Annotated in this window: 22 protein-coding genes; 4 read left to right on the forward strand and 18 right to left on the reverse strand. The window is 70.9% G+C overall.

All coding sequences use genetic code 11. The annotated features are described in order from the left end of the window. From ACFRMN_RS07940 to ACFRMN_RS07990, 11 genes are all read right to left on the reverse strand, one after another. The gene (locus tag ACFRMN_RS07940; RefSeq protein WP_383014944.1) at positions 1-942 is read right to left on the reverse strand and encodes an ABC transporter permease; all 942 of its coding nucleotides are present in this window, start codon (positions 940-942) and stop codon (positions 1-3) included. Next, positions 929-1,720, reverse strand: a complete 792-nt coding sequence (locus ACFRMN_RS07945; RefSeq protein ID WP_383014947.1) for an ABC transporter ATP-binding protein — start codon at positions 1,718-1,720, stop codon at positions 929-931. The genes ACFRMN_RS07940 and ACFRMN_RS07945 overlap by 14 nt, the downstream gene beginning before the upstream one ends. 45 nt (positions 1,721-1,765) lie before the next feature. Continuing rightward, positions 1,766-2,875, reverse strand: a complete 1,110-nt coding sequence (locus ACFRMN_RS07950) for an aliphatic sulfonate ABC transporter substrate-binding protein (RefSeq protein ID WP_383014949.1) — start codon at positions 2,873-2,875, stop codon at positions 1,766-1,768. A 143-nt stretch (positions 2,876-3,018) separates the two neighbouring features. Then, on the reverse strand, positions 3,019-3,141 hold the full coding sequence (locus tag ACFRMN_RS07955; RefSeq protein ID WP_383014952.1) for a hypothetical protein: 123 nt from the start codon (positions 3,139-3,141) through the stop codon (positions 3,019-3,021). After that, positions 3,141-4,523, reverse strand: coding sequence for a sulfate adenylyltransferase subunit 1 (locus ACFRMN_RS07960; RefSeq protein ID WP_383014955.1), 1,383 nt, complete (start codon positions 4,521-4,523; stop codon positions 3,141-3,143). The genes ACFRMN_RS07955 and ACFRMN_RS07960 overlap by 1 nt, the downstream gene beginning before the upstream one ends. Before the next feature lie 2 nt (positions 4,524-4,525). Continuing rightward, on the reverse strand, positions 4,526-5,464 hold the full coding sequence (gene cysD, locus ACFRMN_RS07965; protein WP_383014958.1) for a sulfate adenylyltransferase subunit CysD: 939 nt from the start codon (positions 5,462-5,464) through the stop codon (positions 4,526-4,528). Then, a complete protein-coding gene (cysC, locus tag ACFRMN_RS07970; protein WP_383014961.1) occupies positions 5,461-6,093 on the reverse strand; it encodes an adenylyl-sulfate kinase in 633 nt (210 codons plus the stop codon). The genes cysD and cysC overlap by 4 nt, the downstream gene beginning before the upstream one ends. Beyond that, positions 6,090-6,791 carry a phosphoadenylyl-sulfate reductase gene (locus tag ACFRMN_RS07975; protein ID WP_383014964.1) on the reverse strand — a complete coding sequence of 234 codons (702 nt, stop codon included), beginning with the start codon at positions 6,789-6,791 and terminating at the stop codon, positions 6,090-6,092. Before ACFRMN_RS07975 ends, cysC begins: the two co-directional genes overlap by 4 nt. Beyond that, on the reverse strand, positions 6,788-6,964 hold the full coding sequence (locus ACFRMN_RS07980) for a hypothetical protein (RefSeq protein ID WP_165371890.1): 177 nt from the start codon (positions 6,962-6,964) through the stop codon (positions 6,788-6,790). The genes ACFRMN_RS07975 and ACFRMN_RS07980 overlap by 4 nt, the downstream gene beginning before the upstream one ends. Continuing rightward, positions 6,961-8,658, reverse strand: a complete 1,698-nt coding sequence (locus ACFRMN_RS07985) for a nitrite/sulfite reductase (RefSeq protein ID WP_383014967.1) — start codon at positions 8,656-8,658, stop codon at positions 6,961-6,963. The genes ACFRMN_RS07980 and ACFRMN_RS07985 overlap by 4 nt, the downstream gene beginning before the upstream one ends. Positions 8,659-8,796: 138 nt before the next feature. Beyond that, positions 8,797-8,880: a putative leader peptide gene (locus ACFRMN_RS07990; RefSeq protein ID WP_309500612.1), complete on the reverse strand. Its 84-nt coding sequence runs from the start codon at positions 8,878-8,880 to the stop codon at positions 8,797-8,799. A gap of 348 nt (positions 8,881-9,228) precedes the next feature. On the opposite strand from ACFRMN_RS07990, the gene ACFRMN_RS07995 reads away from it, so the two are divergent. The 3 genes from ACFRMN_RS07995 (at position 9,229) to ACFRMN_RS08005 (ending at position 11,716) form a co-directional block, all read left to right on the forward strand. After that, on the forward strand, positions 9,229-9,579 hold the full coding sequence (locus ACFRMN_RS07995; RefSeq protein WP_383014970.1) for a hypothetical protein: 351 nt from the start codon (positions 9,229-9,231) through the stop codon (positions 9,577-9,579). Beyond that, positions 9,579-10,541: an ATP-grasp ribosomal peptide maturase gene (gene tgmB, locus ACFRMN_RS08000; RefSeq protein WP_383014973.1), complete on the forward strand. Its 963-nt coding sequence runs from the start codon at positions 9,579-9,581 to the stop codon at positions 10,539-10,541. Before ACFRMN_RS07995 ends, tgmB begins: the two co-directional genes overlap by 1 nt. 113 nt (positions 10,542-10,654) lie before the next feature. Then, positions 10,655-11,716, forward strand: coding sequence for a methyltransferase domain-containing protein (locus ACFRMN_RS08005; RefSeq protein ID WP_383014975.1), 1,062 nt, complete (start codon positions 10,655-10,657; stop codon positions 11,714-11,716). Between the two features lie 256 nt (positions 11,717-11,972). Here ACFRMN_RS08005 and ACFRMN_RS08010 read toward each other — a convergent pair whose 3' ends face one another. The 3 genes from ACFRMN_RS08010 to ACFRMN_RS08020 form a co-directional block, all read right to left on the reverse strand. Further along, entirely contained in the window at positions 11,973-12,500 is a 528-nt protein-coding gene (locus ACFRMN_RS08010) for a GNAT family N-acetyltransferase (protein ID WP_383014978.1), read from the reverse strand. 123 nt (positions 12,501-12,623) lie between these two features. Continuing rightward, positions 12,624-13,943 (reverse strand): GAF domain-containing protein, encoded by a 1,320-nt coding sequence (locus ACFRMN_RS08015; protein ID WP_383014981.1) that lies wholly within the window; start codon positions 13,941-13,943, stop codon positions 12,624-12,626. A 204-nt stretch (positions 13,944-14,147) separates the two neighbouring features. Further along, on the reverse strand, positions 14,148-15,800 hold the full coding sequence (locus ACFRMN_RS08020) for an acyl-CoA dehydrogenase family protein (protein WP_383014984.1): 1,653 nt from the start codon (positions 15,798-15,800) through the stop codon (positions 14,148-14,150). A gap of 17 nt (positions 15,801-15,817) precedes the next feature. Here ACFRMN_RS08020 and ACFRMN_RS08025 point away from each other — a divergent pair, with 17 nt between their 5' ends. Continuing rightward, positions 15,818-16,984 (forward strand): YihY/virulence factor BrkB family protein, encoded by a 1,167-nt coding sequence (locus tag ACFRMN_RS08025; protein ID WP_383014987.1) that lies wholly within the window; start codon positions 15,818-15,820, stop codon positions 16,982-16,984. A gap of 30 nt (positions 16,985-17,014) precedes the next feature. Here ACFRMN_RS08025 and ACFRMN_RS08030 read toward each other — a convergent pair whose 3' ends face one another. The 4 genes from ACFRMN_RS08030 to ACFRMN_RS08045 are packed head-to-tail and all read right to left on the reverse strand — an operon-like array spanning position 17,015 to position 23,962. Next, entirely contained in the window at positions 17,015-20,596 is a 3,582-nt protein-coding gene (locus tag ACFRMN_RS08030; RefSeq protein WP_383014990.1) for an SAV_2336 N-terminal domain-related protein, read from the reverse strand. After that, positions 20,586-21,590, reverse strand: a complete 1,005-nt coding sequence (locus ACFRMN_RS08035; RefSeq protein ID WP_383014992.1) for an AAA family ATPase — start codon at positions 21,588-21,590, stop codon at positions 20,586-20,588. Before ACFRMN_RS08035 ends, ACFRMN_RS08030 begins: the two co-directional genes overlap by 11 nt. 54 nt (positions 21,591-21,644) lie before the next feature. Beyond that, on the reverse strand, positions 21,645-23,585 hold the full coding sequence (locus tag ACFRMN_RS08040; RefSeq protein WP_383014995.1) for a trypsin-like peptidase domain-containing protein: 1,941 nt from the start codon (positions 23,583-23,585) through the stop codon (positions 21,645-21,647). Further along, the gene (locus tag ACFRMN_RS08045; RefSeq protein WP_383014998.1) at positions 23,582-23,962 is read right to left on the reverse strand and encodes a CU044_2847 family protein; all 381 of its coding nucleotides are present in this window, start codon (positions 23,960-23,962) and stop codon (positions 23,582-23,584) included. Before ACFRMN_RS08045 ends, ACFRMN_RS08040 begins: the two co-directional genes overlap by 4 nt. Between the last annotated feature and the right edge of the window lie 62 nt (positions 23,963-24,024).

Genomic DNA, 24,024 nt, shown 5'->3' on the forward strand with positions numbered 1-24,024 from the left:
TCAGCTTTTCACCAGAAGACCGCGGCCGCGCAGTACCCGCCGCTCCAGCGGACTGAAGATCAGCAGGTCGATGGCGATACCGACGATCAGGATCAGGAAGATGGCGAGGAACACCATCGGCATACTGCCGACCGTACGGCCGTTCTCCAGCAGCTGTCCGAGACCCACACCGAGATCGGGTGAGGACGCGATGATCTCCGCGGCCATCAGCGAGCGCCAGGAGAACGCCCAGCCCTGCTTCAGCCCGGCCAGATAGCCGGGCAGCGCGGCCGGCATGACGATGTGCCAGGTACCGCGCAGCCCGGTGGCGCCGAGCGTACGCCCGGCCCGCAGGAAGAGCGGCGGTACCTGATCGACGCCGGAGACCAGGCCGTTGGCGATCGAGGGGACCGCGCCGAGCAGGATGACCGCGTACATCATCGAGTCGTTGAGCCCCAGCCAGATCACGGCCGGCGGCACCCAGGCCACCGACGGCAGCGACTGGAGTCCGGAGAGGATCGGGCCGATGGCCGCGCGGACGAACCTCACCCGGGCGACCAGCAGTCCGAGCGGAGTGCCGATCACCAGCGCCAGCAGGAAGCCCAGCAGACCGCGCGACACACTGGTCCAGATATAGCCGAGCAGTGTGCCCTGTGCCCAGGCGTCGGACACCTCGCCCCACACCGCTCCCGGCGAGGGGAGCTTGTAGTCGTCGGTGATCTTGGCCCAGACGAGGATCTGCCACACCACCAGCACCAGCACGATGGCGACGACGGGCGGCAGAACCTTCTGGACGAGTGTCTGGCGCAGCGGTGTACGCCCGGTCTGTACGGTCTCCAGCGCGTCGAGTCCGGCCTCCAGGCCGGCCATGTCGCCGTGCGGCGACGTGTCCTTCGGCGAGGCGTCCTCCGGCGACGTGCCCTTCGGCGACGTGCCCTTCGACGTCGTCTCAGTGCTGGCCATGGCGGCGGATCTCCCCACGCAGTTCTTCGGTGATCTCGACGGACAGCTCCGCGACGGCGCTGTCCTCGATACGGCGCGGCTGCGGGATGTCCACCCGCCATTCACGGGCCACCCGGCCGGGGCGCGACGACAGCAGCACGACGCGCTCGGCGAGCCGTACCGCCTCACGCACGTTGTGCGTGACGAAGAGGACCGACAGACTCGTCTCCCGCCAGATACGGGTCAGCTCGTCGTGCAGGACGTCCCGGGTGATCGCGTCCAGCGCCGCGAACGGCTCGTCCATCAGCAGGAGTTGACTGTCCTGGGCGAGCGCGCGGGCCAGCGCGACCCGCTGCCGCATCCCCCCGGACAGCTCGTGCACGCGCTTGCCGTACGAGCCCTCCAGCCGTACGAGACCGAGCAGCCGCTCCGCCTCGCCGCGCCGCTCCTGCTTGGGCACGCCGCGCAGCCGCAGCGCCAGTTCGATGTTCTTGCCCGCGGTCAGCCACGGGAACAGCGCGTGCTCCTGGAACATCAGGGCCGGCCGGCCGCCGGGGGTCTCGATGGACCCGGCGGACGGCCGGTCGAGCCCGGCGACCAGATTGAGCAGGGTCGACTTACCGCATCCCGAGGCTCCCAGGAGGGTGACGAACTCGCCCGGTGCGACATCGAGCGTGATGTCGTCCAGGACGAGCTGCTGCCCGGCCGGTGTCACGAAGGACTTCGAGACATGCGCGATACGGGCGGCGTGGTCCACCGCCGGGGTGCTCTCGGCGGCCTTGGCGAAGGTCGTGGCCATGGTCGTCACCTCCTGGGAACGGCTGGATACGGTCCGGGTGCTGGCTTACTTGGCGCCGAGACCGGCGTCGGCCACCTCGGGCTGACCGGCGGCCTTGAGCACCTTGTTGAGGGGCCCCAGGTCGTAAACGCCGTTCAGGTCCGGCTTCTTGAGCAGTCCGGCCTTGACCGCGTGATCGGCCTGCGCCTGGAGCGTCGCGGCCAGCGGGTCATTGGTGATCTGGATGGACTGCCACGCGGGGTCCAGGACCTCGGGCGGCAGCGCCTTGCCGGAGAGCCTCTTCAGCGCCTCGTTGGCGGACACCTTCGCCTTGTCCTCGTTGGCGTTGATCCACTCGTTGGTCTTCACCGAGCCGCGCAGCACGGCCTCGACCACGTCCGGGTGCTCGCTGAGGAACTTCTGCGACACGATGATGTTCGTGATCACGAACTTCTTGTCCGGCCACAGGTCCGACTCGTCGAGCAGCACCTTGGCGCCCTCCGCGACCAGCTTGGACGCGGTCGGCTCCGGCACCCACGCGCCGTCGATGGAACCGGATGCGTAGGCGTCCGGGGTGATCTTGTTGTCCGTACGGACGACGGAGACATCGCCCTTGCCGGACTGGGCGTCGACCTTCCAGCCCTTCTCGGAGATCCAGTTGAGGAACGCCACGTCCTGCGTGTTGCCCAGCTGCGGGGTGGCTATCTTCTTGCCCTTGACGTCGTCCAGGGTCTTGATCTTCGCCGGGTTGACCACGAGCTTCACCCCGCCCGAGGCGGAGCCGCCGATGATACGCAGGCTCTTGCCATCGGTCTGGGTGTAGCCGTTGATGGCCGGCGAGGGGCCGATGAAGCCGATGTCGATGCTGCCCGCGTTGAGGGCCTCGATCTCGGAGGGGCCCGCGTTGAAGGTCGAGGGCGCCACCTTCGTACCGCCCAGCTCCTTCTGGAAGTGACCGTCCAGGATCCCGATCAGGGCGGTCGCGTGGGTGAGGTTCGGGAAGTAACCGATCTTCACCGTGTCGGCGGAGAGCGCCTTGCCCTCGGCGGCCGGGGCTGCGTTGTCGCTCTTCTCGGCTTCGGAGCCGTAGCCGCAGGAGGTGAGCGCGACGGTGAGCAGCGGCAGTGCGGCCGCGAGGGCGAGTCCGCGGCGGGAGGTGGTGCGGGAGACAGGCACGGGAGGGGTTCCTCTCGTTGGCCCGGTACTCGCGCCCTTTTTCTATGTCGGGGGCGCGGCCGGGAAGTCGGCAGGTCTTCGGCGGAACGGAGCGTACGGGTACTGCGGGTGGGGGGTGCGGGCGCGCATGCGGTGCGCGTACGTCATCGCGCACATCGCGCCACCCCGCCCGTTCCCGCGCCGAGCGCGCCGCTGCCGACCCGGCCGCCCTCCTTCGCGAACGTCGCGTAGACGTCGTGGAGTGTCAGGGTCTGTCCTGGTGTCATCAGAAGTCCCAGCCCTCGTCGTCGGCGGCCGGGGCCGCGTCGGGCGCGGTGGCCGCGGCGGCGAAGGCGTCGCCCGCCATGCCGGCGCTCAGCGTCGTACCGTCGGCGGGGTCGATCAGCAGGAAGGAGCCGGTGTGCCGGGAGTCGGCGTAGCTGTCCAGCGCGAGCGGCTCGGCGGTACGGACCCTCACCCGCCCGATGTCATTGGCCACGAGCTGTCCCGGGGCCGGATGCTGGGAGAGGTCGTCCAGCGTCAGCCGGGACGGGATGTCCTTCACGATCGCCTTGACCGTACGGGTGGTGTGCTTCAGCAGCACCCGCCGGCCCACGGTCAGCGGCTCGTCGGCGACATGGCAGACCGTCGCCTCGACATCCTGGGTCGTGGCGGGCAGCTGCGCGGTGGGCGCGATCAGATCGCCGCGCGAGATGTCGATGTCGTCGGCGAGCCGGACCGTCACGGACTGCGGCGCCCACGCGACATCCACGGTGGTGCCCGCGCCCACGCCGACGCCCAGCGCGTCGATGCCCTCGATCGTGCTCGTACGGCCCGAGGGCAGGACGGTCACCGGGTCGCCGACGCGCAGTACCCCGGAGGCGATCTGGCCCGCGTAGCCGCGGTAGTCGGGGTGTTCGGCGCTCTGCGGGCGGATCACGTACTGCACGGGGAAGCGCGCCGGGCACTCGGCCAGATCGTGGCTGACCGGGACGGTCTCCAGATACTCCAGCACGGTCGGGCCGCCGTACCAGTCCATGTGCGCGGACGGCTCCACGACATTGTCACCGGCCAGCGCGGAGATCGGGATCGCGGTGACCTCGGAAACACCCAGGGAGGCCGCGTACGCCGTGAACTCCTCGGCGATCGCGGCGAACACGGGCTCCGCGTACCCGACGAGGTCCATCTTGTTGACGGCCAGGACCACATGCGGGACCCGCAGCAGGGCGGCCACCGCGGCGTGCCGGCGGGTCTGCTCGACCACGCCGTTGCGGGCGTCCACGAGCACCACGGCCAGCTCGGCGGTGGAGGCTCCGGTCACCATGTTCCGGGTGTACTGCACATGCCCGGGGGTGTCGGCGAGGATGAACCGCCGCCGGGGCGTGGCGAAGTAGCGGTAGGCGACATCGATCGTGATGCCCTGCTCGCGCTCGGCCCGCAGCCCGTCCGTGAGCAGCGCCAGATCGGGTGCCTCCTGGCCGCGGCTGCGGGAGGCGTGCTCGACGGCCTCCAGCTGATCGGTCAGCACCGACTTGGAGTCGTGCAGCAGCCGGCCGACGAGCGTGGACTTGCCGTCGTCGACGGAGCCCGCGGTGGCGAACCGCAGCAGTGTGGTCGCCGACAGCCGCTCCGTGAACCGCTCGGTGGCGCTGTCGCTCGTGCTCGTCATGGCTAGAAGTACCCCTCACGCTTACGGTCTTCCATCGCGGCCTCGGACAGCTTGTCGTCGGCGCGGGTCGCGCCGCGCTCGGTGAGCCGGGAGGCGGCGATCTCGGCGATCACCGCGTCGAGCGTGGTGGCGTCGGAGTCGACGGCGCCCGTGCAGGACATGTCACCGACCGTGCGGTAGCGCACCAGGCGCCTCTCGACGGTCTCGGACTCCTTGGGGCCGCCCCACTCCCCGGCGGTCAGCCACATGCCGGCGCGCTTGAAGACCTCGCGCTCGTGCGCGAAGTAGATCTCCGGGAGCTCGATGCCCTCGCGGGCGATGTACTGCCAGACGTCCAGCTCGGTCCAGTTGGAGAGCGGGAAGACCCGGACGTGCTCGCCGGGGGCGTGCCGGCCGTTGTAGAGCTGCCACAGCTCCGGCCGCTGACGGCGCGGATCCCACTGCGAGAACTCGTCACGCAGCGAGAACACCCGCTCCTTGGCGCGGGCCTTCTCCTCGTCGCGCCGGCCACCGCCGAAGACCGCGTCGAACCGCTCGGCCTGGATCTTCTCGGTGAGCGGCACGGTCTGCAGCGGATTACGGGTGCCGTCGGGCCGTTCGCGCAGCTTCCCCGCGTCGATGTACTCCTGCACGGACGCGACATGGAGCCGCAGTCCGTGCGCGGCCACCGTACGGTCGCGGTATTCCAGCACCTCGGGGAAGTTGTGCCCGGTGTCGACATGGAGCAGCGAGAACGGTACCGGCGCGGGCGCGAACGCCTTCAGCGCCAGATGCAGCATGACGATCGAGTCCTTGCCGCCGGAGAAGAGGATCACCGGCCGCTCGAACTCGCCCGCCACCTCGCGGAAGATATGGACCGCCTCGGACTCCAGGGCGTCCAGATGGCTCAGCGCGTAGGGGGCGTCCGTGCCCTCGGTGACGGCGGCGACGGTGGTGGTCACGCGAGACCCCTCTCGGTGAGCAGCGCGTGGAGCGCGGCGGCGGACTCCGACACGGACTGGGTGTGCGACTCGATCCGCAGATCGGGCGAGTCCGGCGCCTCGTAGGGGTCGTCCACCCCGGTCAGCCCGGAGATCTCGCCGGCCGCCTGCTTGGCGTACAGCCCCTTCACATCGCGTACGGAGCACACCTCGACCGGCGTGGCCACATGCACCTCCAGATACCCGGTGCCCTCGGTCTGATGGTGCTTGCGCACCGCCTCACGGCTGTCGGCGTACGGTGCGATCACCGGCACCAGCGCCTTGACACCGTTCGACGCGAGCAATTCGGCGACGAAGCCGACGCGCCGCACATTGGTGTGCCGGTCCTCGCGGCTGAAGCCGAGGCCCGCGGAGAGGAATTCCCGGATCTCGTCGCCGTCCAGTACCTCGACGCGGTGGCCCTCGGCGCGGAGCCGGTCCGCCAGCGCGGTCGCGATGGTCGTCTTGCCGGCGCTCGGCAGTCCGGTGAGCCAGACCGTGGCGCCCTGCTCCCTTGCCCCCGTCGTGCCTGTCGTCCCCGCTGTTCCAGCTGTTCCTGATGTCCCCGCTGTCCCCGTCACGCTCGTACGTCCCTCCTGACGGCCCGTCATCCGTGCAGCCCGCACTCGGTCTTGCCGCGTCCCGCCCAGCGGCCGGCGCGCGCGTCCTCGCCGTCCAGCACCCGGCGGGTGCAGGGGGCGCATCCCACGGAGGCGTAACCGTCCAGCAGCAGCGGGTTGGTGAGCACCCCGTGCTCGGTGACATAGGCGTCCACATCTGCCTGTGTCCACCGGGCGATCGGGGAGACCTTGACCTTGCCGCGCTTCTCGTCCCAGCCCACGACCGGTGTGTTGGCCCGGGTCGGGGACTCGTCGCGGCGCAGTCCGGTGGCCCACGCGTCGTACTCCGCCAGGCCCTCCTCAAGGGGCGCGACCTTCCGCAGGGCGCAGCACAGATCGGGGTCGCGGTCATGCAGCCGGGGCCCGTGCTCGGCGTCCTGCTCGGCGACGGTCCTGTGCGGGGTGAGCGTGATGACACGGACGTCCATCACGGCGTCCACGGCGTCCCGGGTGCCGATGGTCTCGGGAAAGTGATAGCCGGTGTCGAGGAAGACCACATCGACACCGGGCCGCACCCGGGAGGCGAGATGGGCGACCACCGCGTCCTCCATCGAGGACGTCACACAGAACCGCGCGCCGAAGGTGTCGACGGCCCAGGTGAGGATCTCCAGGGCCGGGGCGTCTTCGAGTGCGCGGCCCGCGCGCTCGGCCAGGGCCCGGGGATCGTCGGTCTCCGTCAGTGCCGTCATATCTCTTCGCCTCCATCGCTCCGTTGGAGTCCACGGGACAGCAGCCCGAGGAACTTCAACTGGAAGGCGCGATTGCATGCCGCGCATTCCCAGGCGCCATGGCCCTGCTCATTCGGACGCAGGTCCTCGTCACCGCAGTACGGGCAGTAGAAGGGGGCCGCGCGCTCGCTCACGACAGCGCCTCCTCGGACGCCCGCGCCGCCCAGCTGGCGAAGCGCTCGCCGTCCTCGCGCTCCTTCTGGAAGCGCCCGAGCACCCGCTCGACATAGTCGGGCAGCTCCTCCGAAGTGACCTTCAGACCGCGGACCTTACGGCCGAATCCGGCCTCCAGGCCCAGCGCGCCGCCCAGATGCACCTGGAAGCCCTCGACCTGATTGCCGTCCTTGTCCAGCACCAGCTGGCCCTTGAGACCGATGTCCGCGGTCTGGATACGGGCGCAGGCGTTCGGGCAGCCGTTGACGTTGATCGTGATCGGCTCGTCGAACTCCGGGATACGGCGCTCCAGTTCATCGATGAGCGTGGCACCGCGCCGCTTGGTCTCGACGATCGCCAGCTTGCAGAACTCGATACCGGTGCAGGCCATCGTGCCCCGCCGGAACGGTGACGGGTTGACCCGCAGGTCCAGTGCCTCAAGACCGGCCACCAGCGAGTCGATCCGGTCCTCCGCCACATCGAGGACGATCATCTTCTGCTCGGCGGTGGTACGCAGCCGGCCCGAGCCGTGCGCCGCGGCCAGCTCGGCGATCTTCGTCAGTGTGGCGCCGTCGACCCGGCCGACGCGCGGCGCGAACCCGACGTAGAAGCGGCCGTCGCGCTGCCGGTGCACCCCGACATGGTCCCGCCAGCGGTGTACGGGCTGCTCGGGCGCGGGGCCGTCGACCAGCTCGCGCTTGAGGTACTCCTCCTCCAGGATCCGGCGGAACTTCTCCGCGCCCCAGTCGGCGAGCAGGAACTTCAGCCGGGCGCGGGTGCGCAGCCGGCGGTAGCCGTAGTCGCGGAAGACCGAGATGACAGCGGTGTAGACGTCCGGGATCTCATCGAGCGGCACCCAGGCACCGAGCCGCTGGCCGATCTTGGGGTTGGTGGAGAGCCCGCCGCCCACCCAGAGGTCGAAACCGGGGCCGTGCTCCGGGTGGTTCACCCCGACGAACGCGATGTCGTTGATCTCGTGCGCCACGTCCAGCGACGGCGATCCGGAGATCGCCGACTTGAACTTGCGCGGCAGATTGGAGAAGTCGGGGTTGCCGATGATCCGGCGCTGGATCTCGTCGATCGCCGGGGTGCCGTCGATGATCTCGTCCTCGGCGATACCGGCCACGGGCGAACCGAGGATCACGCGGGGGGTGTCACCGCAGGCCTCGGTCGTGGAGAGTCCCACCGCTTCGAGCCGGTTCCAGATCTCCGGCACGTCCTCGATCCGGATCCAGTGGTACTGGATGTTCTGCCGGTCGGTGATGTCGGCCGTCCCGCGCGCGAACTCCCGCGAGATCTCGCCGATGACCCGCAGTTGCTCGGTCGTCAGCCGGCCGCCGTCGATCCGTACCCGCAGCATGAAGTACTCGTCGTCCAGCTCCTCCGGCTCCAGGATCGCGGTCTTGCCGCCGTCGATCCCGGGCTTGCGCTGGGTGTAGAGACCCCACCAGCGCATCCGGCCGCGCAGATCGTTGGGGTCGATCGAGTCGAACCCGGCCTTGGAATAGACGTTCTCGATGCGCGCCCGCACATTGAGGCCGTCGTCGTCCTTCTTGAACTGCTCATTGCCGTTGAGCGGAGTGAAGTGACCCACGGCCCACTGGCCCTCGCCGCGGTGACGGCTCACCTTGCGGCGTGGCGTGGCGCTGGAGGGCTTTTCCGGGATGGCGGCCATGGCGGATACGTCCTTCGAGACATGCAGGAGGGCGGCTCTGAGCCGCACACTCGCGCGTGGGCGCGGCGGTGCGCGGCTGAGGATTCAGAGAGAAGTCAGGGAGCGGGAGATCGCTGGATCGCGGCGGTGCTGGGACTCTCAGCCCGCCGGACAGATGGCGCTGGACATGCGGCCGAGGTCGACGTGTCGCCGACTCACCAGGGCTATTCCAGTTCCGGACATGAGGGAAGCCTGTCACGCGCATCTCGGGACAGTCCACCACTATCCATTATGTGGACCAAGGCGTCCCGCTCTTCGAGACGATGTGGTGCCCGTCACGGGCGCGAGGTGTTTGTCGTGTTTCCGCGCCGAATCTTGCTCGCGGGCTCCGGACGCGTCAGATGGGATCAGGGTCCAAGGCCGTGCGGATGGCCGAGGGGGCGCATTGAGGCACTCGGGCGGCCAGATCCGTGACCGCCTGTGGGAGCCGCCTGGGGAGGGGAAGGATCGTCGTGACCACTACCACGCCCAGTCGCCGAGCCCTCGGGAAGCCGACGAGTTCGAGACCGGGTAAGAGAAGGAGGGGGAACAATGCCCACGGAAACTCTTACGGAACACGCCGGTGTTGACGCACCCTGGCATCGGCCGGAAGGTCGCTTCCCGCTGGATCAGGACACACCTCAAGTTCTGCCGGACCTGACCGGGTTCGGCGGAGCGGCCCCCTTCGCCTTCCGGTTCCTCACCTCGGTGAGCGGCTCGGGCGGTGTCCTGCCCAGTGACATCGAGTACGACGAGGAGACCCAGACCAGCACCTACGACGATCTGCCGCCGGGCATCTTCATGACGAAGAATCCGCCGATGACCTATTACACGACCGAGGCCACAGCGACCACGCCTGAGCAGACGGACGCGAAGGACGACCCGGGGCCGAGTGACGACTGATGACCGATGCCGGAACAGTTCTCGTTTTGGCGGGCCGCTTCGATCCGACGGCGGATCTGGCGATTGAGGAGCTGAACCGGCGTGCGGTGCCCGTGTTCCGGGCCGACGTGTCAGAGTTCCCAGTGGGGCTGGCCCTGGCCGCCGGTCTCACCGGGAACGGCTGGCGCGGCACGCTCGGCAACGGCCGCCGGACTCTCCAGTTGGAGAGGGTCCGTTCCGTGTACTGCCGTCGTCCCACTCGTCCGAGGCTTCCGGAAGGTCTGTCGGCGGACGCGCGAAAGGTCGCTGAGCGGGAAGCCCGCCTGGGATTCGGTGGACTGCTGACCGCGCTTCCGTGCCGGTGGTTGTCTCCGCCCGGAAACGCGGCGGATGCCGAGCACAAGCCGCTGCAACTCCGCATTGCGGCTGAGTCCGGGCTCAGCGTTCCGCGAACCCTCATCACCAACGATCCGGATGCCGCAAAGCGCTTCGCCGACGACATCGGGCGACTGGTGCACAAGCCGTTCTACCCTGTACGCGGCATCGTGGACGGCAGTACGGCGGCCGTATATACAAGCGTCGTTGACCCCGAATTACTGCCGCATCCGGATATCGCCACGACTGCGCATCTCTTTCAAGAATGGGTGCCGAAGGCGCACGAAGTCCGGTTGACTACGGTAGGGGACCGGCTGTTCGCGGCCGAGATCCACGCGGATTCGGAACGGGGGCATGTGGACTGGCGTAGCGACTATGAGAGCCACACCTACCGCGTGTGTGAGCCTCCGGTTGAGGTAGCGGCGGCAGTGTATCGAATGCTGGATCGACTCGGATTGCCTTATGGGGCATTCGATTTTGTCGTCACGCCCGAAGGCGAGTGGGTTTTTCTGGAGGTGAATCCGTCCGGGCAGTACGGATTCATTGAAGTGGCGACGGGTATGTCCATCACGGCCGCGATCGCCGATTATTTGGAAGGGGAGACGTGACGGCTCCATTGGAAGACAGTCAGCGGCTCCTGGAAGCGCGTATCAGCTTGGCCCGGAGCATGGAACGGGGTAGTGCCGTTCTGTCGGCCCGTCTGGCCGAAGCATTCCTGAATGTGCCGCGTCATCCTTTCGTCCCGGTCTTCTATCACAGGGACGGAGACCGGTTCACGCCCTGGAGCAGCACGGCCCCGGACGCCGACGCCTGGTTGGCGCAGGTGTACTCGGACGACTCGCTCATCACCGAGGTGGACGGAGTACACGCGGAAGACGCCGGGCCGGAAGGCGTGACCGGAGTGCCTACCTCGTCCTCAACCGCCCCGAGCCTCATGGCCGACATGCTCGATGCCCTGGACGTGCGGCCAGGGCACCGCATTCTGGAGATCGGGACAGGGACCGGATACAACGCCGCGCTGCTGTGCCGGCTGGCGGGCGGGGCTTCTGTCACCACAGTGGACTACTCAGAACGTCTGACGACCACGGCCAGGGCGCGGCTCACGGCACTGGGTATGGCCCCCACCGTCAGGTGGGCGGACGGGGCGGAGGGTGTCCCGGGTGGAGCGCCCTTCGACCGCATCATCGCGACCTGCTCGGTGCGGCGCATCCCGGTGGCGTGGTTCGAGCAGTGCGCGCCGGGAGGACTCATGGTCGTACCGATCAAGGGAGCCCTGGCCGGAGGCATGATCGCCCGGCTTCAGAAACTTCCCGATGGGACGGTTGCCGGGCGGATCATGCACACCCCGGCGGCGTTCATGCCTCTTCTGAACGCTCCCGAAGAGACCGCGAAGATCCCTGGACCGGTGGACGGAACGCTCCGCGACTCGAATTTGTCCGGAAGCGTTCTGGATGACTGGACTTTCTCTTTCTTCGCCGAACTGCACATGTCAGCGAATGCCGTTCGCGACTACCACCGTGAACCCGACGGCGCGCATGTGACCACCCTCTTCGACCCGTTGGACGGCTCCTACGCGCGCGTCGCGGACCGCGGGCCGGAGCCCGGCGCCACGGTCCTCACCTCCGGGCCCCGGGACCTCTGGGCGCCGATCGAGAAGGCGCACGAGCGCTGGTTGACTCTCCACAGGCCGCGACGGGAGTGGTTCACCATCAAGGCCACTCCGGACAAGCAGACCGTCAGCTATGTGATGCCTGATGGGCAAGAGGCGCACTGGGATCTTTAGCCGCTCGAAAGGGATCAGAGCCTCGGTTGGCGTTGCCGGTGCAGCTTGGCAAGCGCCATGATCTGTCGTTGCTCGTACGGTGTCCCTGGTCGCAGCGAAACCCAGGACGTGTGCCAGGTGAGTCCGGAGGGGCGAACCAGGTGGACCAACGGGCCGGAGAAGGCGACGATCTTGGCAACCATGTCTTGTCGCTTGTCAAAGGCGGGAAGCGCCTCCTGGGCGAAGGCGCCCGGCCGAGCCGGCCGGAGGACTCGGGCTACGACTCCTCCTCGATCTTGGTGTCGAAGAGCCTGAAGCCCCGGCGCAGATAGTTGTCCATCGCGTGCGGCCCGTCCTTCGAGCAGGTGTGCAGCCAGACCCGCTTGGTCGGCTCCGTCCCCGGCCACCGCTCGGCCAGGTCCCAGGCCCTGGCCACCCCGTACGACAGGAGGTGGCCGCCTATACGCCGCCCCCGGAAGGCCGGGAGCAGCCCGAAGTACACGATCTCGACCGTGGCCCCCTCCTGCGCCGCCAGCTCGATATACCCCGCCGGGGTGCCCCGCTCATACGCCACCCATGTCTCCACGCCGGGCGCGGCGATGATCTCCTGCCACCGCTCCCGCGTCAGCGAGAGCCGGTCACGCCAGCTCACATCGTCGCCGACGGCCGTGTACAGGAACCGGCTGAACTCCGCCGACGGCACCTCCGCCCGTACGATCCGCACCTCGCCCGGGGGCTCGGCGGCGGGCCGCAGATCGTCGGGCGAGGTCTGTTCCAGGGACCAGGTGGTCACGGAGATGCTCATACCGGCCAGAAAACCACGCCGCCCGAACACCCCGGGACGCGCCCCCGGCCCGCCGCCCCGTGCCCGTCCCGCCCCACCGCGCCGTGCCCGCCCGGCCCCTGCCCGCCCGGCCCCCCCGCCCCGTCACGGACAGGGCAGCCGCCGTGCGCCCAGCACCGCCGGGGCCGTCGAGTGCGGCAGCAGATCGGCGGGGTCCTCGGGCCGTACGACCTCCACCTCGACCTCCTCGCTGAAGCGGTAGGGCCGGTGCGCCAGGACACCCGACAGATGGCGCCGCACCCGCGACATCTCGGCCCGTACGGTCACCGTCCTGGTGGGGTCGCCGAAGACATCGCCGGCCAGCTCCGCCGCGCTGCGGCCGGCCCGGTGCACCGCCAGGACGTACAGCAGCTCGGCATGGCGCGGGCTCAGCTCCTGCGCCCAGCTGCCCGCCGACCCGGACACCGCGACCGACCAGCGCCGGGGGCGGCTCAGGTCCAGCACCACCCGGCTGGGTGTCTCGGTGGGCGGACACTCCTCGTCCACCTGTATGAGCCAGCCGCCCGGCAGCGGCTCGACCGTGCACATGCCCAGCGAGGGCTGCCACAGCCGGCCGGCCCGCAGCGTCTTCGGCAGCGGCAGCCGGTCCACCGGCGGCATGCCCGTCACCGCCGCCGTCCAGCCATGGGGGTCGACCGCCAGGGCGCGGCCGCCCAGCCGGCACAGGATCGGCGCCGCCACCGAACGCAGCCGCTCCACGGCCCTCCCGTGCCGCTGGCGCAGCTCGCTCTCCGCGAGCCGGGCGACGGAACTGACCAGCGCCAGCGTCGTCGGATGGAAACCCGTCGCCGGGCCGCTCACATCGACCACCCCCAGCAGCCGCCCGTCGCGCGGATCGTGCACCGGCGACGCCGAGCAGGTCCAGGTGCGCAGGCCGTGCACGAAGTGCTCGGCCGAGTGGACCTGCACCGGCCCGCGCGTCGCCAGCGCCGTGCCTATCGCATTCGTCCCCATGGCCCGCTCGGACCAGGCGGCGCCCTCTTCGAGGCAGATGCCGTTCGCCCGCCGCAGCGTGGCGGGACCGCCCTCCCGCCACAGCACCCGCCCCTCGTCGTCGGTCACCACCATCACCTGGCGCGAGGAGTGGACGATCTCGTGGAGGGCGCCGCTGAGCGTGTCCATCGCCTCGCTCAGCGCGGAGGCACGTCTGCGGTGCTCCAGTTCGTCCGGCTCCAGCAGCACGCCATACGCGGACCGGTCGGGGTCCAGCCCGATCCCGAGCATCCGCCGCCATGACGCCTCGATCACCGGCCGGGGAGCCACCGGCGGCGGCTCACCCGCGAGAGCGGCGTCCCGTACGCGGTGCAGCAGCCGAGCGGCCCGCGCACCGTCCATGGCCATGAGTCGCGCCAGATCGAGCGGCCCGTCGTTCAGCCGTGTGTCCTTCAGCGATACGTCCTTCATCGGCCCCCCGGTCACCTGCGGTGCTTCGGATATCCAGCGCGCCCGCTTGCAACGGCCTGCAACTCTGGCGGACTGCGGGCGAGTCCGTGAAAGTGAAAACAAGTCAGGGGTGGTGCCGTGTCGGCGCGGCGCCACCCCGGCTTGCCGCCGGACAGCGCCTCAGGCCCTGTCCGGCGGATCGGCCCGCCCCGTCCGGCGGGCCCGTCAGCCGGCCGGCCGTGCCCGGTCCACGACCGACGCCAGATCCAGCGTGTGGGGCAGCGTGCCGAAGGCCGTACCCCAGTCCCCGCCCAGCCGTGAGGCGCAGAACGCGTCGGCCACCTCCGGCGGCGCCCACCGCACCAGCAGCGAGCCCTGGAGCACCAGCGCCAGCCGCTCCACCAGCCGCCTGGCCCGCGCCTCGATGCCGGACAGATCGGCCAGTTCGGTCAGCACACCCTTGATCGCGCCGTCCAGCCGGTGATCGGCTCCGCGCGCCTCGCCGACCTCCCGGAGCACGGCGTTCAGCGCCTCGGGCTCGCGCTGGAGGGCCCGCAGTACGTCAAGGGCCTGCACATTCCCCGAGCCCTCCCAGATCGAGTTGAGCGGCGACTCGCGCAGCAGCCGCGGCATACCCGACTCCTCCACATAGCCGTTGCCGCCCAGGCACTCCAGGGCCTCGGCCGCGACCGGCGTACAGCGCTTGGTCACCCAGTACTTGGCCGCGGGCACCGCGAGCCGCAGAAAGGCCCGCTCCCGGTCCGCGCCGTCACCGCCGTTCTGGACGGTGTCGTACGCGGACGCCAGCCGCAGCGCGAGCGTCGTCGCCGCCTCCGACTCCAGCGCCAGATCGGCCAGTACGTTGCGCATCAGCGGCTTGTCGATCAACTCACCACCGAACGCGCCGCGGTACGTGGCGTGATGCACCGCCTGCGCCACCGACTGCCGCATCAGCGCGGCCGAGCCCACCACACAGTCCAGCCGGGTCGCCGCCACCATCTCGATGATGGTGCGCACCCCCCGGCCCTCCTCCCCGACCAGCCGCGCCCACGTCCCGTCGAACTCGACCTCGGCGGACGCGTTGGAGCGGTTGCCCAGCTTGTCCTTGAGCCGCTGGATACGGAACACATTGCGGGTGCCGTCGGCCAGCACGCGCGGTACGAGGAAGCAGGTCAGACCGCCGGGCGCCTGCGCCAGGACGAGAAACCCGTCGCACATCGGCGCCGAACAGAACCACTTGTGCCCGGTGAGCAGATACTCCCCGGCCGCGTCCAGCGGCACCGCACGCGTCGTGTTGGCGCGTACGTCGCTGCCTCCCTGCTTCTCCGTCATGGCCATCCCGAAGAGCGTGCCCGCCTTCTCTCCGGCGGGCCGCAGCCCCGGCTCGTACCGGTGGGAGGTCAGCCTCGGCTCCCACTCGGCGGCGAGCGCCGGATTCGTACGCAGGGCGGGGACCGCGGCGTGCGTCATCGACACCGGACAGCCGTTCCCGGCCTCCACCTGCGTCCAGACGAAGAAGCCGGCCGCACGGCGCAGATGGCCACCGGGCCGGCCCCAGGCGTCGGTCAGCCCCGCGCCGACCGAGCGCCCCAGCAGCTGATGCCAGGCCGGATGGAAGTCCACCTCGTCGATCCGGTTCCCGTAGCGGTCATGGGTGCGCAGCTTCGGGGGATTCTCATTGGCCAGCGCACCCCACTCCTGGGCCTCGGCGGATCCGGCGGCCCGGCCGAGGGCCGTCAGCTCCGCGCGGGTCTCGTCGAGGAGTGCGGGCGCGCTGTGCCGCTCCACGCCCTCGGTCAGGGCACGGTCGGCGTTGAAGACGTCGTACCCCACCAGGGGCGGAACCTGGTTGGTCACTGTGTGGGTGCTGGCTGCCATGCCGATACGGTAAGGAGGTGCAGGCAGCAAAAGAAACACCCGAGCGACCAGCGGGTCGACTCCACCGGGCCCGAGTCCTCTATCGCGACGTATCCAAGCGGAAGATGGCCTGGTTGCTGCTGAAGGACACCGTCAACTCGTGCATCGAGTACCGCATCCTGGGGCTCGCGGCCGAGGCGGCGTTCTTCACGCTGCTCTCGCTGCCGCCGCTGCTGCTCGGACTCATCGGGCTGCTCGGCTATGTGGACGACTGGACCAACACCACCACCGTCGCCTCCATCGAGAAGAACATCCTTTCGGCGGCCGGCACGGTGCTCTCGGAGCGCGGCGTCGACGAGATCGCCAAACCCCTGCTGAAGGACATCACGCACGGCGGGCGGCCCGATGTGATCTCGCTCGGCTTCGCCATCGCCCTCTGGTCCGGCTCCCGCGCGGTCAATGTCTTTGTCGACACCATCACCGTGATGTACGGGCTCGACGGCCGGCGCGGCATCGTCGCCACCCGGCTGCTCGCCTTCCTGCTCTACCTCGTGGCGATCGTGATCGGCGCCGTGGTGCTGCCGCTCGCGGTGGTCGGCCCCGACCGGGTCGTCGAGCTCATCCCCTGGGGCACGGAGGTCGTCAGCGTCCTCTACTGGCCGGTGGTGATCCTGCTCTCCATCGTCTTCCTCACCACGCTGTACCACGTGTCCGTTCCGGCGCGCTCACGCTGGATCGAGGACGTTCCCGGCGGTCTGGTCGCTCTCGGGATGTGGGTGCTCGGCAGCTTCCTGCTCCGGATCTATCTCTCCCACGCGGTCGAGGGCCCCACCATCTACGGCTCCCTCGCCGCCCCCATCGCCGTGCTGCTCTGGATCGGCGTCTCCGCGTTCGCGGTGCTGGTGGGCGCGGCGGTCAACGCCGCCATCGACCGGGTCTGGCCGTCGGTCGCCACCGCGGCGGCGCGGGCGGCCAACGAGCGGCTGCGCGCCGCCCAGGCGGCGGAGCTGGTGGCCCGCTCGGCCGGGGTGGAGGGGCAGGAGGGGCCGCAGGACGACGATGTGACCGACCCGGACATGCCCTCGGAGTTCCCGGAGCGATGGTCCAGGTTCCTGCCGCCGGACGATCTCAAGTCGCGGATGAGGTCGGGGCTGCACGGGGCTCGGGAGAGCCGCGACAAGGGCGGGGACGGCCAGGGGCGTTAGGAGTCAGGGCCTGTCCGGCCCCTCGGTGTACTACGGGGTTTCCGGGGTCTCCGATGCCTCCGTGTTCTCGTCCCCGGCGGTAGCGCCGCCGCCGAACAGACGGCGCAGCCAGGAGGGCCGCGAGGCGGGCTTGGGCGGCGCGTAGTGAATGACCCGGTACCAGACGACATGCGTGCTGCCGTCCTCGGTCTCGATGTCGAAGGGACGGTAGCCCTTCGGCGCGCCGATCCGCCGGTACAGGTCGTCCCGTAGCCCCAGCATCATGGCGATCTCCCCGGACCTCGTGCCGCGCGGCGGTGCCAGGGCCGGGGACTCCCGCTCCAGTTCCAGGGCGAGGGCGTCGGGCGGCCCGGAGTGGATATGGATGGTCAGCACCACGCGCCGCGGGAAGAGCCGCCTCGGCATCCCCTCGGCCAGGATCGGAGCGAACGGGTCGACGAGCAGGCCGAGTACGTCGCGCGTCGTGTAATCCGGTCCAGGTGTCACCCGGAGGGTGGTGGCGGGCACCATGGCGGTGCCGCGCTCCTCGAAGGTGCCCGGGTCACCGAACGCCTCCCGGCACGCCTGCCGGAGCCGGGGGACGAAGAACAGCGAGGCTTCGGCCCGGGTGCCCCCGGGGACGCCGAACAACTCGACGCCGCCGATGGCGAGGTGGACATCGTCGCCCTGGACGTCCCGCGGTGGAGCCTCTGGTGGGGGCGCGGCTTGCGGTGGGGCCGACGGGCCGGGCTCAGGCAGCGCGGCGCGGGCGGCCTCCAACGACCTCCGCCACGCGCGCAGTTCCTCGCGCCGCTCCTGCGCCCACGCTCCCTCGACGCCGTCCAGCGGCTCGCCGTACCAGTGCCCGAGAGCCACCTCGTACAGCCCGGCGGCACGCCGTGTCTCGCCCGCCTCCGCCGCGCGCCGGGCGTCGGCGGCCAGCTGTTCGGCGTGGGAGAGATCCAGCTCTGTGTCGAGCCGCAGGCGGTAGGACCAGTCGGGTCCCTCCAGAACATGCCCGTCGTGCAGCAGGAAATCGAGGGCGTCCGTGACAATGGTCCCGTCCCACGGCGATCGCTCGACCCCCAGAGCGAGGCTCAACTCCTCCTGGGACACCGGCTCGCCGCGTGCGAGCAGCAGCCTGCTGAGGACGACCCGTCCCGCCCCCGAGGCGGGCGTACGGTTCCGCCCGCCGTGCATCGCCCTCAGCGGCCCCAGCACGCCGTACTGCCACGTGCTCCCCGGTACGCGCGACCTCAGCGCGTCGGCGCCGCGTCGGCGGGTCTCAGGGGTGTCGGAGAGAAGATCGAGGATCGCCGCCTCCAGTGTGGGGGGCAGCCCTCGCGGCGGCATCGGGACGTTCATGGCATCAACGAGCGCGAATCCGGTGGCGAGTTCGTACAGCACACGGCCCAAGGCATGGAGTTCGTCGTGGGATCCGTCGTGGGATCCGCCGTCCCGGGGCGCGACCCCGGACCCGAGGAGCTTCACCGCGCCGTCCGGCAGTCGGACGATATTCGTCAGGGAGGGTGGCTCCGGCCGGACGCCTTTCTCCCTGGCGTGGGAGAGAACGTCGAGCACCTGTGACGCGATACCGATGATCTCGGTCACGGGGAGCGGACGGCGGCCGTTCTCCGCCAGCAGGTCACCGAGGGTGCTCCCCTCCAGGGGCTCGCTGACCAGGTAGACGACGCCGCCGTCCACGCCGGGCTCCTGGACCTTCACGACACCGGGGTGCCGCAGTTCGGCGGTGGACTCGTACTCCGACCACGCCATCGCCAGCTGGGAATCGAGTGACGGCCTCGGCCCGTCGAAGATCTTGAGGGCGACGGTACGGTCCCGGTCCTGTGCCCAACAGAGAAAGCCGCGCGTACCGCGTCCGATGACATCCACCACTCGGTACCGCCCGCCCAACAGCCATTCACCGCGCTCCTGCGTGGGTTCCGGCTCGGCCCCCCGGAGCAGCCGTACGCTCTCCCGGCTCACCAGCGCGAACGGCTCGCCCGCCGCCCGGCCGTACCCCGCCGGGCCGCCGCCGGCCAGCAGCGCCCGGAACTCTCCGCGCGCCGACCCCGCGCGCGACTCGATCACGGCCCCCACCCGTTCGAGCAGGCCGACCGTGTGGGCCAGTCCCGTACGCGGCAGCGCGCCGAGCAGCAGTTCACGCACGCCGGGGCGGAAGTCGTAGGAGCCCGCGGGGCCCGGTACGGCCGTGAGCATGCCGCTCAGCACCACCTCCGCCAGATGCTGCGGCTGCGGACGCTCCTCGATGGCCGCCTGTACGAGTCGCATCACCGGCAAGTGCGGTGGGCCCACCGCCAGATGGGCCGCCAGCCGGACCGCCTGCGGGGAGGCGACCGAGCGGAAGCGCAGCACCAACTCCCTGGCCGGCAAGCTCCACGGGATCAGACCGGCCTCGCCCTCCCCGTCCTCCTCGGGGAGCGTTACGGAACGACCGGCCGTTGGTCCGGCGGGCAACAGGGCCGCCGCTCCGGGGAATTCGGCTCCGGCGGGGGAGGCCACCAGCCCGGCCCAGTGGCCGAGCCACTCCGCTGTCGGTTCGAGTACCGGCACGGGAATGCCCCGTGCCTCGCCGTCGTACGGTGTGAAGCGCAGCGCGGTGGTGGGGGCGCCGGGACCGGCCGCCGTGAACAGCCCCGGCACCGGCTCCGGCGGGGTGTGCCGCCACATCCGCTCCGGCAGCGGCTGGATGACGGCCACCGGCAGTTCACGGGTCCAGCGGCGCAGCGTCGGGTACCACCGCCGTCCCGCGTCCCCCGCCGCTCCGAACAGTTCCGGCCGCCACTGCGGGCCCATCATGTCGCTGAGGACCAGCACGATCGTGCGCCCGGGGGTCCACTGCCGAGGGGGTACGGAACCGTCCGCGCCGAGCCGTACCAGCTCCACCGTACGGAACGCGCCCGTCTGCCCGAAGGCCGTGTACAGATCGCGCGCGAGCGGCTGCCACATGGCCATCGTCGGGCCGCGGTCCAGGACGAGCCGCAGATGGAGCCAGCGCTCCGGTGCGGGCCGCAACTCGGGCAGCCACCGGCCGCGCCGGGCGCCGAGCGAGGCGATGCGGTGCGCGGTGCCCGTCTCGTCCAGTTCCCGTTCGCGCGGCGACGGCACGGTCCTGCGCAGCGGACGCAACGCCCGCTGGACCGCGAGCGGATGGGAGATCATCGGCGGGGCGGGGGCGAGCACTTCGGTCCGCGCGTCCGGAGCCGGGGACGGCGAAGCCGGTCGGGTGCGGCGGGGCACCGCCCGGCTGTACAGGGCGAACATGTCGTCCGAGTCGTGCGGGGAACGGGGAGCGCCGGAAGGCGGGTCCGACACGGCCCCTTCCGGGGGAATCCCCCCGCTCATCGCGATCCCCCCGGGGTTCGGGCCCCGAAAAGCGTCGGGGGGCATAGCCATACGCTGGGCGGCACCCGCGACGGGCGGCGGAGGAACGTCCTCGGCCTCGTCCTCGTCGGCGGCTTCGGGCCCGGCGTCCGGCTCCGGCTCGGGCCGTACATGAGCCGCCAGCCACAGCACCTCGGCCAGTTCCCTGCCGGTCGGCGGGTCACCGCCCGCCGCCATCAGCACCTCGCGCAGCGCGGCCAGTCCGGAGAGCGGCCGGTCAGAAGTCATCGGGTTCCGGCGTCCGGCTCAGATAGCTCATCAGCCGGTCCGCGAGTTCGTCGCGAGTGGGCGCTTCGAGCCCCGAAGTCCGCGTCAGATAGATGGCGTTGAGCAGCTGGTCCGTCGCCAGCTCACCGCCGCTGCCCCGTTCCAGGAAGCGCTGGACCAGCTCCCGTGCCTGCCCGTCGAGCGGGCCCAGATGCGCCCGGACGATGGCCTCCAGATGCGCCGCCTCGGGCTGCTTCAGCTCCAGCGTGACGCAGCGCCGCAGAAACGCCGGCGGGAACTCCCGCTCCCCGTTGCTGGTCAGGACGGTGAACGGGAACGCGCGGCAGCGCACCCGGCCCCGTTCCAGCGCCACCAGCCGGTCCGCGTCGGCGACCAGCACCTCCGCGGTGGAGCGGGTCCGCGCGGCGCGTACCAGCTCGGGGATCTCGTACTGGCCCTCCTCCAGGACGTTCAGCAGATCGTTCGGGAGGTCGAGATCGCTCTTGTCGATCTCGTCGATCAGCAGCGCCCGGGGCCGCTCGTACGGCAGCAGCGCCGTGCCCAGCGGGCCGAGCCGCAGATGGTCCTCGATGTTGGTGTGCTCGGGATCGCCGCCCTCCGGGCCCCGGCCCGCCGCGTAGAGCCGGGAGAGCGGGTCGTACTGGTAGAGGCCGTCGCCGAGGGCGCTCCGGCTGGTGATGTTCCAGCGCAGTACGGGGCCGAGCCCCAACTCCCGTGCCACCGCGTACGCGAGGCTCGACTTACCGCTGCCCGGAGGGCCCGTCACCAGCAGGGGCCGCCGCAAGTACAGGGCGGCGTTGACCAGTTGGACGCTCTCCCGCGTCGCGCGGTACGCCTGCGCGCGGTGCACCCGGTCCGGCGAGGGCGCCGGGTCGTCCCGCGGCGGCTCGATCACGGGACCGCCGTTGAAGGCGCGCCAGGGCGGCGGCTCGGGCAACCGCCCGATGCCGACGTGGGGTTCATCGGCTCCGGTGTAGACCGGCCACAGGGGCATCGTGTTCTCCAGCTCTCGGCTTCGGCGGCGTCGGGCTCTCTGTCCGGCCGAGGCTCAGCCGACCGGCATCGTGCTCAGCGGGGGGACATCGGGGAACCACCGCGGATCCTCCCAGACGAAGGAGAGGTCGGCGGCCCAGTGCGGCTCGGGCCCGTCATGGCCGAAGGCGCTCTTGCGCAGTTCGAAGATCAGCTCGGGCAGATCGCCGGGCGGCAGCACGGAGAGCTGGTCGGCCAGCGTGTTCAGGAACGCGGCGCCCCGGCAGGAGCCACCGCACGCCGCGCCGTCGGCGCAGCCCGTGCGCGGCCACAGCACGATCGGGGCCGGGGCGTCCAGCACCGCGGTGTGCAGCCGGTCGCGCGGTCCCTTGGGCGGTCTGGTCAGCCCCACCGGGCCCACCACGTCCTGGAGTTGTACGGTCAGCCACTCGGGTCTGGCGGTGCCCGCGCAGTTGACCCCATAGACGGCCGAGCCCGGCTGCCGGTCGAGCACGTCCCACATCTTCTTCAGTCTGAACTGGAGCCGCTTGTTGGCCCGCCGGTCGTGATCCATCACCACCACCGGCGCGACACACCCCAGCGGTGTGCCCATCCCCTTGCGCGCGCTCCACTGGTCGACCGGTTTGTTGAGCCAGCGGCGCGGCAGGGCGAACGCGATCAGCTCCCTGCCCTCGGTGTCGATCTCGGCGAACGCGTCGTCGATACGGTCCAGCACCCAGGCCCGGACCTCGCGCTCCGCCAGCCGCTGTTCGGCGACCAGTCGCCGGCCGCCGTCGCGGTACGCGGACACCTCGACCAGCAGCGCGCCGCGATCGGCTCCGCTGCGCTTGATCTCGACGAGGATCGGCGACCAGCGGCGGGTGGCGGGGTGAACGGGCGGCGTCCCGACGGCCGGTCCCGGGACCGGAGCCACGGCGTGGGCGGGCGCGTACGGTGCGGCGTGCTCGGCCGCGAGGGGTACGGCGTGCGCCGCCGCGTGCGGAGCGGTGTGCGCCGCCGTGTGCTCGTCCGTGTACGACGGCGCCGGTGCCGCGTGGCTCAGCAGGCCCATGGCCTTGTGGCTCCGGACGGGCGGCGCCACGGGCGGTGGGTCGTGCCGCGCGCGGTGCGCGTGGGACCAGTCGCGCAGCTCCGCGCCCAGCGCCTCGTCACCGACCAGCCCGGCCAGCCGTACCGTCAGCTCGGCGAGCGGCAGCGCTCCCCGCTCCGGCCGCCCGGCCTCCGACAGCAGATACCAGACCGCCTCCCAGAGGCTGCCCGGCTCACCGGGCGGCGGCTCGACGCCCAGCGGCCCGGCGGCGGCGCGCAGCAGTCCGCCGAGGGCACCGACCCGCGCGGGGGAGCCGACGCGGGCCACCAGTTCGCGCAGCTGTCGCTTCTCCTCCACCGGATAGCCGGGGGTGGGTACGAGATCGGCGAGCGGCGCCCAGTGCCGGGCGAGAATCCGTGCCGGGATCATCCGGCTGGTGTGGCTCACCGGGTCGTGCGAGACGACCATCCCGGCCACCGCGCCGGTGCCCTCCAGCATCACCGCGGCGCCGCTGAACCCGTGGTCGGTCTCCTGCCCGTAGCCGCGCCAGCCCCCCAGCTGTGCCCACTCGTCGCGGATCAACTGGCTGGAGCTGGCCCGTAATTCGCTCTGCACGCCCTCCTCGTCGTACCCGAAGGGGAAGCCGTACGCCACCAGCTTCGGCGCGGGCGAGGCGTACGGCGCGTCGAGCGGGGCGAAGGCCGCGGGGGCGAGAGCCGGCGTCCGGTCCAGCTCCAGCACGGCCAGATCGCCCGGGTCCCGGTCCCCGCCCGCCCAGGCGTCTCCCCGTACGACGACCCTGGCCGGTACGGGGGCGAGCCCCGGGGCACCGGGGAAGACCACCGAGGCCCGGTCGCCGGCCACCACATGGGCGCAGGTCAGCACCGTACGGCCGGAGATGAGGAAGCCGGAGCCCACCGCCCCGCCGGCGTCGATCCTGGCGTGCCAGGCCGGGGAGCGCGTCACCGGCCCGCCGTTCCCGGACTCCCCGCCGATCCGGGCTCTCCGGTGGGGGCCGGGCCGCCGGCCGCGCCCGGGTTCCAGGAGAGCTTGACCGTCATATGGCCCTCGGCCGAGGTCTTGGCGATCACCGCTCCGGCCTCCGCCATCAGCTTCACCCCGAACTCCAGCTCCACCCCGTCCGGTTTGAGCGAGCCGTCCCGGAACACCGCGAGGGCGGATTCCGCGGCCGAGCGGATCCCCTGGAGCGCTTCGCCGAAGGTATGGCCCGCCTGCGCGAGGGAGTTGCCGCGCGCCACCGGTCTGGCGCCCGGAGCGTCACGGTCGACCTCGACCACGACCGTGGCACCGCTGTCGGTGGTGAACTCCATCAGTGCCGTCATCGTCGCCCCCGCGATCGGAACATCCCACGTCCTGCCGGACCTGCCGGACGCCCATTCTGGAT

It is taken from the genome of Streptomyces sp. NPDC056835 (assembly GCF_042789485.1).
GTDB lineage: Bacteria > Actinomycetota > Actinomycetes > Streptomycetales > Streptomycetaceae > Streptomyces.